The 12,441-nt window shown below is 66.1% G+C and carries 16 protein-coding genes; 4 read left to right on the plus strand and 12 right to left on the minus strand.

Features of this window, described 5'->3' with window-relative positions; genetic code table 11:
- The 3 genes from JHD07_RS12885 to mgtE all read right to left on the minus strand — a co-directional run.
- Nucleotides 1–715: aldo/keto reductase (locus JHD07_RS12885; RefSeq protein WP_291622602.1), on the minus strand; the 715-nt coding region annotated here is incomplete at its 3' end.
- Nucleotides 716–835: 120 nt separating this feature from the next.
- The gene (locus tag JHD07_RS12890; RefSeq protein WP_291622604.1) at nt 836–1,144 is read right to left on the minus strand and encodes a helix-turn-helix domain-containing protein; all 309 of its coding nucleotides are present in this window, start codon (nt 1,142–1,144) and stop codon (nt 836–838) included.
- A 218-nt stretch (nt 1,145–1,362) separates the two neighbouring features.
- On the minus strand, nt 1,363–2,784 hold the full coding sequence (gene mgtE / locus JHD07_RS12895; protein WP_291622606.1) for a magnesium transporter: 1,422 nt from the start codon (nt 2,782–2,784) through the stop codon (nt 1,363–1,365).
- Between the two features lie 83 nt (nt 2,785–2,867).
- Between mgtE and JHD07_RS12900 the strand changes: the two genes are divergently transcribed.
- Nucleotides 2,868–3,695, plus strand: a complete 828-nt coding sequence (locus JHD07_RS12900) for a polysaccharide deacetylase family protein (protein ID WP_291622608.1) — start codon at nt 2,868–2,870, stop codon at nt 3,693–3,695.
- A 156-nt stretch (nt 3,696–3,851) separates the two neighbouring features.
- Complete coding sequence (locus tag JHD07_RS12905; RefSeq protein WP_291622610.1) at nt 3,852–5,177, plus strand: polysaccharide deacetylase family protein; 1,326 nt, start codon at nt 3,852–3,854, stop codon at nt 5,175–5,177.
- 4 nt (nt 5,178–5,181) lie between these two features.
- On the opposite strand, the gene JHD07_RS12910 is transcribed toward JHD07_RS12905, so the two are convergent.
- Entirely contained in the window at nt 5,182–5,556 is a 375-nt protein-coding gene (locus JHD07_RS12910) for a hypothetical protein (RefSeq protein ID WP_291622612.1), read from the minus strand.
- Nucleotides 5,557–5,841: 285 nt separating this feature from the next.
- Here JHD07_RS12910 and JHD07_RS12915 point away from each other — a divergent pair, with 285 nt between their 5' ends.
- Entirely contained in the window at nt 5,842–6,099 is a 258-nt protein-coding gene (locus JHD07_RS12915) for a hypothetical protein (protein WP_291622614.1), read from the plus strand.
- Here JHD07_RS12915 and JHD07_RS12920 read toward each other — a convergent pair.
- The 5 genes from JHD07_RS12920 to JHD07_RS12940 are packed head-to-tail and all read right to left on the minus strand — an operon-like array spanning nt 6,096 to nt 8,783.
- Nucleotides 6,096–6,284 (minus strand): hypothetical protein, encoded by a 189-nt coding sequence (locus JHD07_RS12920; RefSeq protein ID WP_291622615.1) that lies wholly within the window; start codon nt 6,282–6,284, stop codon nt 6,096–6,098. The genes JHD07_RS12915 and JHD07_RS12920 overlap by 4 nt on opposite strands.
- Before the next feature lie 56 nt (nt 6,285–6,340).
- Nucleotides 6,341–7,240 carry an NAD(P)/FAD-dependent oxidoreductase gene (locus JHD07_RS12925; RefSeq protein WP_291622617.1) on the minus strand — a complete coding sequence of 300 codons (900 nt, stop codon included), beginning with the start codon at nt 7,238–7,240 and terminating at the stop codon, nt 6,341–6,343.
- A complete protein-coding gene (locus JHD07_RS12930) occupies nt 7,237–8,313 on the minus strand; it encodes a flavodoxin family protein (RefSeq protein ID WP_291622620.1) in 1,077 nt (358 codons plus the stop codon). The genes JHD07_RS12925 and JHD07_RS12930 overlap by 4 nt, the downstream gene beginning before the upstream one ends.
- Before the next feature lie 60 nt (nt 8,314–8,373).
- Nucleotides 8,374–8,574 (minus strand): hypothetical protein, encoded by a 201-nt coding sequence (locus tag JHD07_RS12935; protein ID WP_291622621.1) that lies wholly within the window; start codon nt 8,572–8,574, stop codon nt 8,374–8,376.
- On the minus strand, nt 8,574–8,783 hold the full coding sequence (locus JHD07_RS12940; protein ID WP_291622623.1) for a hypothetical protein: 210 nt from the start codon (nt 8,781–8,783) through the stop codon (nt 8,574–8,576). The genes JHD07_RS12935 and JHD07_RS12940 overlap by 1 nt, the downstream gene beginning before the upstream one ends.
- Nucleotides 8,784–9,041: 258 nt before the next feature.
- Here JHD07_RS12940 and JHD07_RS12945 point away from each other — a divergent pair, with 258 nt between their 5' ends.
- Nucleotides 9,042–9,326, plus strand: coding sequence for a hypothetical protein (locus JHD07_RS12945; RefSeq protein WP_291622626.1), 285 nt, complete (start codon nt 9,042–9,044; stop codon nt 9,324–9,326).
- A 25-nt stretch (nt 9,327–9,351) separates the two neighbouring features.
- Here JHD07_RS12945 and JHD07_RS12950 read toward each other — a convergent pair whose 3' ends face one another.
- The 3 genes from JHD07_RS12950 to JHD07_RS12960 form a co-directional block, all read right to left on the minus strand.
- A complete protein-coding gene (locus JHD07_RS12950) occupies nt 9,352–9,552 on the minus strand; it encodes a hypothetical protein (protein ID WP_291622628.1) in 201 nt (66 codons plus the stop codon).
- A 159-nt stretch (nt 9,553–9,711) separates the two neighbouring features.
- Nucleotides 9,712–10,458, minus strand: a complete 747-nt coding sequence (locus tag JHD07_RS12955) for a Crp/Fnr family transcriptional regulator (protein WP_291622630.1) — start codon at nt 10,456–10,458, stop codon at nt 9,712–9,714.
- On the minus strand, nt 10,458–12,441 hold a 1,984-nt coding region (locus JHD07_RS12960; protein WP_291622632.1), incomplete at its 5' end, for a PAS domain-containing protein. The genes JHD07_RS12955 and JHD07_RS12960, both read right to left, overlap by 1 nt.

The raw sequence follows: 12,441 nt of genomic DNA on the forward strand, positions 1-12,441 counted from the left end.
TCTCGATGTTTTCCGAGAGGCGCTCGACGCGCGAGGTGCGGGGGATCGCGGCGACATTCTGTTGCACCAGCCAGCGCAGGCAGACCTGCGCCGGCGTCTTGCGGTGGATGCGCCCGATCTCGGCCAGCGTCTGGTCGGACTTGATGCGGCCCTTGGCGATCGGGCTATAGGCGACCAGCGCGAGGCCATGCTCGCCGCAGGCCGCCCGCACCTTCGCCTGGTCCAGATAAGGGTGATACTCGACCTGGTTGCAGACCAGCGGCTCCGGCGACAAGGCGGCCGCCTGCTCGATCAGCGCCACCGTGAAATTAGAGACGCCGATGTGGCGGGTCAGCCCCAATTGCTTTGCATGCGACAGCGCTCCGAGCGTCTCCGCCAGCGGCACGTGAGGGTTGGGCCAGTGCAGCAGCAGCAGATCGACGGAGGGAAGCCGCAAGCGTGCAAGGCTCTCCTTGACCGAGCGCTCGAGATCATGGGGCGCGAAATGATTGGTCCAGACCTTCGTCGTGAGGAAGACGTCGTCGCGACGGACGCCCGAGGCGCGCAGGCCGTCGCCGACCTCGCGCTCATTGTCGTAGGCCTGCGCGGTGTCGATGTGGCGATAGCCGAGCCGCAGCGCCTGCTGCACCAACCGGGCGGCCGGTCTTCCGCTCAGCTCCCAGGTCCCGAGCCCGATCGCCGGGATCCTTGCGCCATTGGCCTCGACGAACAGCATGAGGAATCCTCTCTGTTGCGGCAGCCCCGACCGCCATTATGGACCCGGCCGTCGCTGCTGCCAACGAAGCCGCAGCATCCGGACCGGGATCTTCGATGCAAGACTAACGGGAGGTGTGCGTCAGGCCTTGGCGAGCGCCTGGAACACCGTATCAGGGGCATGCGCGATCACGGCGAGCAGCGCGCGGGCCGGACCACGAGGGGCGCGCTTGCCCTGCTCCCAGTTGCGGATGGTCTCGACGGGGACGCCGAGCTTGGCGGCGAACTCCATCTGGGTCAGGCAGGCGCGTCGGCGCAGATCGCGCACCGCGAGCGGACCGGAATCAGCATCGGCCGGCGCGGCGTTCACCGACGGCTGGACCGGAAACTCCTGCCCATCCCGCAATTCGACGATCCGTCCGTCCGCCTTCAGCCGCAACCGCATGCCCATTCCCCCAAGCGGGCATGATGATGCGGCAGGTCGCTTAAGGTGGAATTAAAGATGGCACTCTCGTGCCTCGGACGCAGCGCAAGGCGCCACCCTTGCGGCGTGGTGCGCTGCTGAGCCGGGGCCCATGCCGCAGCATGGTGCCGTGCCGCCTTCCGGGTCCCGGTTCTGCGCAGCAACGCGAAGAGCGTTGCAGCGCGCCCGGGACACAAGAGGGCCGCCTACCTCAACCCGAACCAGAGCGTCGCGATGCCGAGGAAGGAGAAGAAGCCAACGACGTCGGTCACCGTCGTGACGAACGTGCCCGAGGCCACCGCAGGGTCAGCCCGCACGCGATCCAGCGCCATCGGGATCAGGATGCCGCCGAGCGCACCGGCGATCAGGTTGCAGACCATTGCAAGCCCGATGACGATGCCAAGGCCCGGGATCTTGAACCAGGCCACCGCGGCAATGCCCGTGATCACGGCAAAGGCGAGCCCGTTGACGAGGCCGACCAGAGCCTCGCGCATCACGACGCGCCAGGCGTTGGAAGGGCCGAGCTCGCGGGTCGCGAGCGCCCGCACCGCGACCGTCATGGTCTGGGTCGCGGCGTTGCCGCCCTGGCTCGCCACGATCGGTGCCAGCACCGCGAGCGCGACCATCTTCTCAAGCTGGCCCTCGAACAGGCCGAGCACCGAGGACGCCAGAAACGCGGTGGCGAGGTTCACCAGCAGCCAGTTGAAACGGGCGCGCGCAATCGTCAGGAAGGTGTCGGACAGCTCTTCGTCGCTGGTGACGCCGCCGAGCGCCTTGAGGTCCTCGTCCGCCTCCTCCTCGATGACATCGACGACGTCGTCGACGGTGATGACGCCGACGAGGCGGTCCTGGGTATCGAGCACGGGTGCGGCGACGAGATTGTACTTGCCGAACATCCGCGCAACCTCCTCCTGGTCCTCCAGGCCGGAGACGCGGCGGCGGTCCTCGTCGGTGAGCTCGGTCAGCGCCACCGGCCGGCGCGTGCGCAGGAGCACGTCGAGCGGCACCGCGCCCTGCCAGTGCTGCTCCTTGTCGACGACGTAGATCTCGTAGAAGCGATCAGGCAGATCCGGCGTCTCGCGCATGTAGTCGATCGCCTGGCCGACGGTGAAATCCTGGGGCACGGCAATGAACTCGGTCTGCATGCGGCGGCCGGCGGAATTCTCCGGATAAAGCAGGCTGCGCTCGAGCGCCACGCGCTCCTTGAGCGGCAGCTTCTCGAGGATCTCTCCCTGCTCCTCCGCGTCGAGGGTCTCCAGCAGCTCGACCGCATCGTCGGATTCGAGCTCGCGGACGCCCTCGGCGACCGTCTCCGGCGGCAGCTCCTCGAGGATCTCCTCGCGGATGGTCTCGTCGACCTCGTTCAACGCCGAGAAGTCGAAGTCTCGGCCGGTGAGCTCGACCAGGCGGACGCGCTGGTCGGGCTCCAGGGCCCCGATCAGATCGCCGAGATCGGCCTCGTGCAGTTCCGCGACACAGGCCCGGAGCGCCGCGCTGTCACCGGCCTCGATCGCACGGGCGATTTCCTCGACGAATTCGTGCCTGATATCGCCGTCTTCATTGCGCATCGGCACGTGGTCGAGTACCGAATCCGCAGCGGTCGGGGCAACGTCCATCTGTTCATCCATGGCGCGCCTCGCCGTTTGACAGGTTGAAACGGGTGGTATGAGCTGAGGGTTCAGGCAATACCCACAAGGCGAAGCCGAGCGCAATGACAAAGATGCTGCGACTGAGGTGGACCTCGACCATGGCGGGCGTGCTCGCCGCGACACTCATCGGCACCGCGGCGACCATCATCGGCGCCGCCGAGACGGAGGCCGCCGAGTGCCCGCGCAAGGACGCGCTCGGCACCTCGCGCGTCCTCAGCGTCGACGCCAAGACCACGCCGCGGGTCGGCCTGAAGAGCTTTCCGCAGACGCTGCCGCTGGCCGACCGCGAGGTGGTGCTGACCTTCGACGACGGGCCCAACCCGCCGACGACATCGAAGGTGCTGGCCGCGCTGGCGCAGGAATGCGTGCGCGCGACCTTCTTCCTGATCGGCCAGCACGCCTCCGAGCACCCCGACATGGTCAAGCGCATCGCCCGCGAGGGCCACACCGTGGGCCATCACTCCTTCTCGCATCCGTTCATGGGGCGTATTCCGTTCGAGAAGGCCATCGCCGACATCGACCGTGGCATCGCCGCAGACGAAATGGCGCTGCACGGAATCTCGACGACGACACCGTCAACGCCGTTCTTCCGCTTTCCCTATTTCGAGTCGACACAAGCGCAGCTCGACCTGCTCCAATCGCGCGGCATCATCGTGTTCGGGGCCGATCTTTGGGCCAGCGACTGGGAGGAGATCACACCGGAGCAGCAATTGAAGCTCGTCACCGAGCGCCTCGCCGCGAGCGGCAAGGGCATCATCCTCTTCCACGACAACAAGGCGCGCACAGCCGCAATGATGCCGGCGTTTCTGCGGTATCTGAGGGAGAACGGCTATCGGGTGGTTCACATCGTGCCCGCGGGCACGCCGCAGAAGAGCGCCGATACGCGCTGATGCCGGAATGTCACGCCGGCGCAAAATGGGGTGATTTGGGGGCAATTAACACTCTGTTCATGCTACCCCGTGCAAAGATAAGGCGGCTGCGGCTGAACCGTTATGGGGCATCTCCGACCTATCTAGGCACCGATTGCATGGGGGCAGACGAGGTTCATGATCGGAAGTAGCGTTGTTCTGCGGACGCGATCGTGGATCGTCCTTTGCCTGGGAATTCTGGCCACCGCTTCGCCGGCCGCTCGCGCGGCCGACTGTCCCGGCAATCCCGAAGCCCTCGGAACGTCCCGCACCCTCGTGGTCGATCCGCGCGAGCATCCGCTGATCGGTACCATGCAGTATCGCGAGACGCTGCCGCTGAAAGACCGCGAGGTCGTCCTGACCTTCGACGACGGTCCGATCCCGAAATATTCCAACCAGGTGCTGAAGATCCTCGCCGACGAGTGCATCAAGGCGACCTTCTTCATCGTCGGCAACCAGGCCAAGGCCAATCCGGACGGCGTGCGCAAGCTGGTCGCGGCAGGTCACACCGTCGGCACGCACAGCATGGACCATCCGCTGACCTTCGACCGGATGCCGATCGAAAAGGCCGAGGCCGAGATCAACGGCGGCATCGCGTGGACCGCGGCCGCGATGACCGATCCGTCCCAGCTCGCTCCGTTCTTCCGCATTCCCGGCCTGATGCGCGCCGAGGGCGTCGAGAACCATCTGATCTCGCGCGGCATCCAGGTCTGGAGCGCCGACTTCCCGGCCGACGACTGGCGCCACGTCTCATCCGACCGGGTGTACCAGCTCGCGATCCAGCGGCTGGAGGCCAAGGGCAAGGGCATTCTGCTGCTGCACGACATCCAGGCCCGCACCGTGGCGGCGCTACCCAAGATCATCCGCGACCTCAAGGCGAAGGGCTATCGCATCGTGCATGTGGTGCCCGCAACCGCCGAGCGGCCGGCGACGCCGACCACCGCGGTCGAATGGCTGCTGCATCCGCCGACCGAGACGACGCCGATCGCACGCTGGCCGCGCGTGCCGCAATTCGTGTTCACGCAGACCAGGATGCTGCCGGCACCTGCGCTCGCCGACCTCAACGCGCAGATCGAGCATCAGCCGCTGCTGCCGCGCAGGACCATGGCGCAGGCCAGTGTCGCCGCCAGCCTGCCCGTTCCCGGCCGCGAACTCTTCGCGATTCCCGAGGGCTCGGTGGAGGTGCTGCTGTCGACGACCTTGTCGCGGCGTGCCGCGACGCGGCTCGCCATGGCCGCCCAAACGCCCCGAGCGGCCAAGACCAAGGCAGCTCAGGGCAAGACTGCCAAAGGCAAGCCGGCCAAGCTGCAAGGGCCGCGCACGGCGCATGCGGCGCCGGCGGCAGCCAATGATGGCGCGCAGCCCCTCGACATCGCGCCCAAAAATGCTGCGGCGAGGGCTGCAGCCTCGAAGACCGCCGTGCCCCGCCCGACCCGCGTCGCCAGCCTGAAGAAGCGCGCTTGAGCCCTTACTGCCGCATGATGGCGGCGACGCAGAGCAGCACGATCAGCGCCAGGAAGAACAGGTCCATATAGGACTTGAGCTCGCCGTCGCGCCGCAGCCGCGCAACGTCGGTAACGACCTGCTTGCGCACCGAAGTTCCGCCCGAACCGTCGTTGATCGGAGCCTGAAGACGCCTGGCCTCGGCCTCCAGCTTCTCGATCTTCTGGAAGAAGTAGAACGCACGCAGCGTCGAGGCTGCGCGCATGGCGGAGTAGATCAGCACGAGGATCGCAAGGATCGCCCGGTTCGGATATTTCTCCATGAAGTTCAGGCTGAAATAGACCACCGCCATGAAGGCGAAATTGGTGAGGAAGCGGTAGACGAAGCTGAGGAAAACCATGCTGGCTCGAACCTTGAGGGGACGCAACGCTGTGGTGTCGCGTGATCCGGGGACCGGGGACCCAGACCGGAACGGCCAGCCTGGATGCGGTAGCGGCCGTCTACGACAAGTTCGTTTCGACAATGATACGATCGCCCCGCAACTTGCCGCCTTTTAGCCGGACACGGCGACAAGGCAAGCTGCAGCACGGCCATCGGCCTGCCCGCGCCGCCTGCCCGCAACGGCTCAATGGCGAATTGGCGTAAGTCGCGGTATGCTGCGACCGCCAGATGTGGGGTTCTGCCGATGCCGAAGAAGGGAATCACGGGCCACGACGACTGGGTTCTGACCGAAGCGCTCGCGACCGCCCTGGTGGCGCTGCAGCAGCTCGAACCGAAGCACCAGCCGAACGCGCATATGGACGACCTGCGCAAGCTGCTCGCGGACGGCAAGGAGCCGGCAGCGGTGAGCCTGCACCTTGCCCAAGCCAAGTGCCGCCTGTTTCCGGAACTCGATCCGCTGCAGATCTACCGGGAATACGGCATCGGCGAGGAGTATGGCTAAGGGCCGCCTGCGACCGATCCTGCGATCACCATGGCCAACGCGCCGAGGTCGATCTTGCCGTTGACGGTCAGCTCCTCCGAGCCCTTCGCGTTTGCAGCGCCGTGGACCTGCAGCGATTGCGGCCGGTCGGCAGCCTGACGCTTCAACTCGTCGATGATGGCTTCCTTGAGCTTCTCTTCCAGCATGGGCTTTTCCTTCGCGCGTCCGTCCAGTCAAGACCAAGGCGCGCGCTTCGTTCCCCTCAGGCCAGCCGCCGCGGCAGACTGTTGTGGATCGTGCAGGCGGCAATTGCGGCATGGCCGAACGCGACCGAGATCTGGTGCAGGTCGGTGACGACGTCGCCGATGCCGTAGAGCCCGTCGACCGACGTGCGCTGATGACCGTCGACCTTCAAATGACCGTCTGCGGTGTGGTCGGCGCCCAGCGCTGTCGCGAGCCGGGAGCGGACCTCGGCGCCCATCGCGGGATAGACGATGTCGAATTGCGCGGTCCGTCCGTCGGCGAAATCCGCTTCGACGCCGCCGTCCCGCCGTGCCAGGCGCAGCTCGGGCGCGAACACGATTCCGACACCCGCCTCGGACAACTCCGATGTCGCGACCTTGGCGTCGTCGGCGCCGGTCGCGAGCAGCGTCACGTCGCTGGAATAACCACGCAGGAAGAGCGCCTTGCTGGCCGCACGATCAAGCGGCCCGACGACGCCGATGCGGCGGCCCGCTGCCTCGAAGGCGTCGCAGACCGGGCAGTAGCGCAAGAGGCCGTCCGCGACCGCCGCGCGCCACTCCGCAAATGGCGGATGCGTATCGACGATGCCGCAGGCGAGCACGACGCTGGCGACATGATGCGTGCGACCGTTCCAGATCGCTTCAAAGCCGTGTTCGTGCCGCCGCAATGCCGTGACCTCCGCCGCGACCCGCCCGACGGCGAGCTCATTCAGCTGGGCCGACATCCGTTCGATCAGCTCCGTGCCGGACAGGCCGTGGACGAAGCCGGGGACGTTATGACTGCGCGGGATCAGCGCTGCCCGGCTCGCGCCGGCGTCCACCACGCAAACGCCACGGCGAAAGCGCGCCAGATAGATCGCAGCCATCAGCCCGGCCGGGCCGCCGCCGACGATCAGGCAGTCGAGCGCCGCGCCGGTCATTTGGGGTTCGGATCCGCAAGGCCGGCGCCGGGCTCCTCGAGGCGCCCGCTCCGCGCGAGCCGGACCGCGTTGCCGAGCGCGCGTGCTGCATTCTGCACCTCCTGCTGAAACTCATCGTCATCGTCGAGCGCGCGATGCGATGTGGCGTACGGCTCCATATAGCCGACATAACCGTCGAGCTCGGCGAAGCGTCCGGCCGAGATCAGCTGCATGTCGGTCAGCCAGTCGGACAAGGCCCGGCGCACGCCCTCGGCGCCGACCGCGTCGCCGTGAACGACGACGCCGAAATGGCGGCCGGCGAGATGGCGCGGATACGGCCAGCCCTTCAGCTCGATGGCCTTGGCTTCGGCGGCGTTCTTGCCGTGGGTCGAGGTCGGATCGGGATTGCCGCCGTCGGCGCAGACCATGCGGTCGATCATCGCCTTGAGTCCGGCGGGCACGTGATACCAGTTCACGGGTGTCACGATCAGAATGCCGTGGGCCGCAACCCAGAGCGAATAGATCTCGTTCATCCAGTCGTGGGTCTGGCCCAGCGAGTGGTTCGGATAGCAGCTGCACGGCCAGTGACACAGCGGCATGGCGGTGCTGACGCAGGACTTACAGGGATGAATGGTCTTGCCGAACTCCGAAGCGAGGCGCGACAGATCGAGGATGTCGACGGCAAATCCCATCTCGATGAAGACCGGCTCGGCCAGCTTGACCAGCCGCCAGGTCTTGGACATCTCGCCGGGACAGGTGTGCTCGCTGCGGGCCGAGCCATTGATGACGAGGATGCGCGGTGTCTCGTCGGCATTGTCGTGGCGGCGCTGCGCGTCCAGGATCCCAGCGCGCGCATCGAGCCAGTCGACGGCAAGATCGTAGCCGGGATCGGAGAAGCCTACGCCGGCCTTCCGCGTCAATGGTGCCTTGCGCGAATGGCTGTAGGCGTCCCAGGCCGTCGCGGTGATGGCATCGAGCTCACCCGCGAGCTGAGAAAAGGCGGGATCGACGAACTGACGCTTGTAGCGTCGCTCGAACTCCTCGCGCGACAGCCTGACGGGCGGCATCCCCTTTCGAACGTCGGCATCCGTCATGCTGGCTCCTGGCAAAGTCGGTGTCTTCCGACCAATCCGGCGCCCCAGCGCGCGGTTCCTCTACTGGCGCGCAAGCTCCTGCGGCGCGTCGAACTTCGCGATCCTCTGGTCGAGCCGCCACAGCTCGATGCGGTGGACCAGCACGAGCGCGGCGGCTTCCCGCTTGGCCTGCTCGTCGTCGTCGCAAACGAGATTGATGCATCCGAACACGTGCCCGTCCGGATCGACCTGGAACGCACGGTAGTGCTTGAAGCTTCCCACTAGGTTGGCCCTCGCCTTGGAGTGACGGGCGCGCTCAGCCAGTCCGTCAGGTTCGACGCCACTTCGTTCTGCTTGGCCCGACGCAGCAGCATCTCGCGCTCCCTGCCGGGCGGCAGATCGTGCGCGCGCTCGCGAGCGTTTTCGGCGAACGCGTCCAGGCGCTCCTGGAGCGATTGAGTCTGTTTCCTGCGGTTACGTTTGGCGGTCATCTCGATTTTTACTCTAGGATTTCGCAGTGGGGAAAGCGGCCCCGGCGGGGATCAAGGCGCCGGGGCCTCGAGGCTCCTGCCGGTCGGCCGGCCCAGCCGGCAGCGTTTGTAGCTTCCGCCGCAACTTCCGGTTCCGGCATTTCCATAAGTTAACGCCGCGCGATTTTGCGTTGCGCGCTGGATGATCACGCACCCCGGTGTACGGCGGAACCGAAATGCTGATTCGTATGTTCAAGAACGATCTGAAGGAGGAACATCATGGCAAAAGCAGCATGGAAACGGCCGGGCTCGCCGATCGGCCGCAAGGGACCTCGCAAGGCAAATCCCGCATACAAGCGCCGCGCACGCCAGCCCTGGACGCCGGCGGATGTGAGCAAGCTGAAGCAGCTCGCGAAGGGTAACACTCCGACCGGCGTGATGAGCATCAAGCTTCAGCGCCCGGTCGCGGCCATCCGCAGCAAGGCGCAGCGCGAAGGCATTTCGCTGCGGCCCGTCAACCGCTCGCCATACAACAGGCAAAGCAAGGCTGCGAAAAAGCGCTGACGATCGCGCCGGGGACGGCTGGAGCCTAATTCGGCGGCTGCAGCCCCGGCGAGCGCAGCCACTCGCTCATCTGGGATCCCGTTTCCGCCTGTCGCGCCTTCCGTAACATCTCGTCGCGGGCTGCGCCGGGCGGCAACAAGTTCGCCTGCTCGCGCAGCCGCTCCGCTTCCGCTGCCAAGCGGGTCTCTAGGGTCTCCACGTGCTTGAATCGATGTCGCGTCGTCATCAGGCGTTCTCCCTAGTGCATGAGCCGAGCGCGCCGCTGCGTTCTGCCATGTACAAGTCGGCTGGACGATAACGTTCCAGAGCGGGAACGGTTGCGTGCTTTCGCGAAGACCGAGCTAGCGTTCCTCGGTGTCGCGATGCGCCTTTAGGGCGCGGCCGTTCAGCCACGCCGATAGAGTTGAAGATAGCTCGGCGAATACAGCGCCGCGACCTTGAGCGCATCGAGATCGGGAATGGTCAAGGTCCGATCGCGCAGGACGATCAGGCTTGCCGCGCGCAACTCCTGGAGCGTCCGATTGAGATGGACCACGGACAGGCCGGTGGCGTCGGCGAGATCCATCTGCGTCACGGGCATGATGCAGGAACTGCGGTCGACCATACCGACGGGGCGAAGCCGCTCGAAGATCTCGCAGAACAGATGAGCCACGCGCTCCACGGCGACGCGCCGGCCGAGATTGACGGCCCATTCGCGCTGGATCGCCGTGCTGACGAGTGTCTCGCACTGGAATGCTTCCGCTAGCGTAGGGTCGCCCGCCATCAGTCGCTCGAAACGCGGTCGCTTGATGTCGGAATAGACTGCCGGAGTCAGCGTCGCGATGGAATGATCCAGCGTCGGTAGCAGGAACGCGTGCGCGTCACAGCTTTCGCCTGGGAAGATGAAGTTGACGATCTGGCGCCGGCCGTCCTCCAGCGTCTTGTAGCGGCAGAGCCAGCCCGACAGCACGACACGGACGCTGTCGACGGGATCGCCCTCGTTGATCAGATCCTCGCCTGCTCCGGCGCGCTGCAATCCCTCGAGCAGCGCGGATTGGAGTGATGCGCGCGCTTCCGCCGACAACGGCCGCAGCGTGTTCAGCCGGCGAATGGCCGGCTCCAGCACGCTGCGATCGAGGGTCGACAACGGCATCAGCCAGCCACCACCGGTGTATGGAAGGTCCGCTTGCTAATGGGAATGGTGATCATGCACTGCAGCCCCGTAGTGTTGAATGCAAGTGTGGTCCGCCCCTTGAACTCGAATGCCAGGGTTCGTTCCAGAAGCTCGGTACCGAAGCCTTTTCGTGCCGGCGGCGTGAGCGGCGGGCCGCCGCGCTCCCGCCATTCGAACACGAACTCGCGGGGCTCCCTGCTCTCGTCGAGGCGCCAGTTGATTTCGATACGTCCGCTCGGCCGGCTCAGGGCGCCGTATTTCAGCGCATTGGTCGCAAGCTCGTGGATGGCGAGCCCGAACGTCTCGGCGGCCTTGGCCTGGAAGCGCACCTTCGGGCCGGAGACGCGCATCTGCTCGCCTTCGCGGGCATTGTAGGCGAGCAGCTCCTCGACCACGAGATATTCGAGGTCGACGCCTCCCTCGGGTTCGCGCGTGACCAGCGCCTGGGTACGGGCGAAAGCGTTGAGCCGGCCATCGAGATGGGAGGCGTATTCCTCGACGGTCGCACTGGACTCGGCCGAGCGCCGGGCGATCGAGCGCACCACCCCGAGCGTGTTGCGGACGCGGTGCTGCAGCTCGGCCAGCAGCAGGCGCTGCCGCTCCTCGGCGCGGGTGATCGCGGTGACGTCGACGAAGGTGACGACGACGCCCGCGATGAAATTGTCGATGCTGCGATAGGGCAGTATCCGGACGATGTAGCGCCTGCCGCTGTCCGGCGCGCTCAGTTCGCGCTCGACGCTGGCGAGCGTGCGCAGCACGCGGCGGATGTCGTCATAGAGCTCCTCGATCGGGATGCGCGCCTTGATATGGGCAATGGGCCGCCCGACATCCGTCTCGACGAGATGCAGGATCTGCGTGATCGCGGGCGTGAAGTTCATCACGCGCAGATCGTTGTCGAGGAACACGGTGGCGATCTGCGTGCTCTCGAGGAAGTTCTTGAGATCGCTGGTGGCGCGCGTCAATTCCTGGACTCGGTGCGCCAGCTCGCCGTTGACGGTGGTCAGCTCCTCGTTGACCGATTGCAACTCCTCGCGCGAGGTCTCGAGCTCTTCGTTGGCCGATTGCAGTTCCTCGTTCAGCGACTGGTATTCCTCGTTGGAGGATTTCAGCTCCTCATTGGTGCTCTCGAGCTCCTCGATCGTCGCCTGGAGGCGTTCGCGCGTCGCGCGCAGCTCGCTCTCGAGGCGTTCGACATGCTCCGTGCGCACCAGCGCATCGGGATTGCCCTGGTCGGCTTCGACGGCCCGCGCAGGCCCCTCCTCGAACAGAACGACGAAATTGCGGGAGCCGCCGGCGCCCTCCTGGATCGGCTCGACGGTGATGTCGACAAAGACGTGGTGACCATTCACTCCGAGCTGCACCTGCTCGGCCTGGGCCGGCGCGCTGGTCTGGGCCGCTCGACTGAGCGCCGTGCGCAGCTCCAGGCGCAGATCGCGGTGCACGAGCTGGAGCAGGTCGAGCGTGGCGGCGCCCGCCGTCGGCTCGATGTAGCGGCCGGTGCGACCGGAGAAATGCAACACCCGGAAATTGTCGTCGGTGATAACATAGGCCGGTGCGTAGCGCTCGGCGATGCGATGGGCGCGGCGCTCAAGTCCGACGTCTGGCCCGAACGAGCGAACCGGCGGCACCTCGACGGCGGCCCTGCCCGCCGCCGTCGTGATCGGGAATTCCGGCGGCAGCCCCGTGCCAGTCTCCAGTTTCTTGAAGATGCGGGCGCGGCGGTCGATCGGCGCGAACAGTTTCGGATGCCGGGTCACGTTCTCGGAATTGCCGAGAAAGAGATAGCGCTCCGGCAGAAGCGCAAAATGGAACAGCGCGATCACCCGGTTTTGCAGTTCCGTATTGAGATAGATGAGCAGGTTGCGGCAGGAGACGAGATCGAGGTTGGAGAACGGCGCGTCCTTGATGACGTTGTGCTGCGAGAAGATGCACATCTCGCGCAGCTCCTTGACCACGCAATAC

The sequence above is a fragment of the Bradyrhizobium sp. genome, from assembly GCF_016462955.1.
Classification (GTDB): Bacteria; Pseudomonadota; Alphaproteobacteria; order Rhizobiales; family Xanthobacteraceae; genus Bradyrhizobium.

Excerpts from the sequence above, each read along its gene's own strand:
- JHD07_RS12930 (WP_291622620.1), bottom strand. The coding sequence starts at position 8,313 with ATGACGGATGCCGACGTTCGAAAGGGGATGCCGCCCGTCAGGCTGTCG.
- JHD07_RS12910 (WP_291622612.1), bottom strand. The coding sequence starts at position 5,556 with ATGGTTTTCCTCAGCTTCGTCTACCGCTTCCTCACCAATTTCGCCTTC.
- JHD07_RS12905 (WP_291622610.1), top strand. The coding sequence starts at position 3,852 with ATGATCGGAAGTAGCGTTGTTCTGCGGACGCGATCGTGGATCGTCCTT.
- JHD07_RS12900 (WP_291622608.1), top strand. The coding sequence starts at position 2,868 with ATGACAAAGATGCTGCGACTGAGGTGGACCTCGACCATGGCGGGCGTG.
- JHD07_RS12955 (WP_291622630.1), bottom strand. The coding sequence starts at position 10,458 with ATGCCGTTGTCGACCCTCGATCGCAGCGTGCTGGAGCCGGCCATTCGC.
- JHD07_RS12945 (WP_291622626.1), top strand. The coding sequence starts at position 9,042 with ATGGCAAAAGCAGCATGGAAACGGCCGGGCTCGCCGATCGGCCGCAAG.
- mgtE (WP_291622606.1), bottom strand. The coding sequence starts at position 2,784 with ATGGATGAACAGATGGACGTTGCCCCGACCGCTGCGGATTCGGTACTC.
- JHD07_RS12890 (WP_291622604.1), bottom strand. The coding sequence starts at position 1,144 with ATGGGCATGCGGTTGCGGCTGAAGGCGGACGGACGGATCGTCGAATTG.
- JHD07_RS12925 (WP_291622617.1), bottom strand. The coding sequence starts at position 7,240 with ATGACCGGCGCGGCGCTCGACTGCCTGATCGTCGGCGGCGGCCCGGCC.
- JHD07_RS12920 (WP_291622615.1), bottom strand. The coding sequence starts at position 6,284 with ATGCTGGAAGAGAAGCTCAAGGAAGCCATCATCGACGAGTTGAAGCGT.
- JHD07_RS12950 (WP_291622628.1), bottom strand. The coding sequence starts at position 9,552 with ATGACGACGCGACATCGATTCAAGCACGTGGAGACCCTAGAGACCCGC.
- JHD07_RS12940 (WP_291622623.1), bottom strand. The coding sequence starts at position 8,783 with ATGACCGCCAAACGTAACCGCAGGAAACAGACTCAATCGCTCCAGGAG.
- JHD07_RS12915 (WP_291622614.1), top strand. The coding sequence starts at position 5,842 with ATGCCGAAGAAGGGAATCACGGGCCACGACGACTGGGTTCTGACCGAA.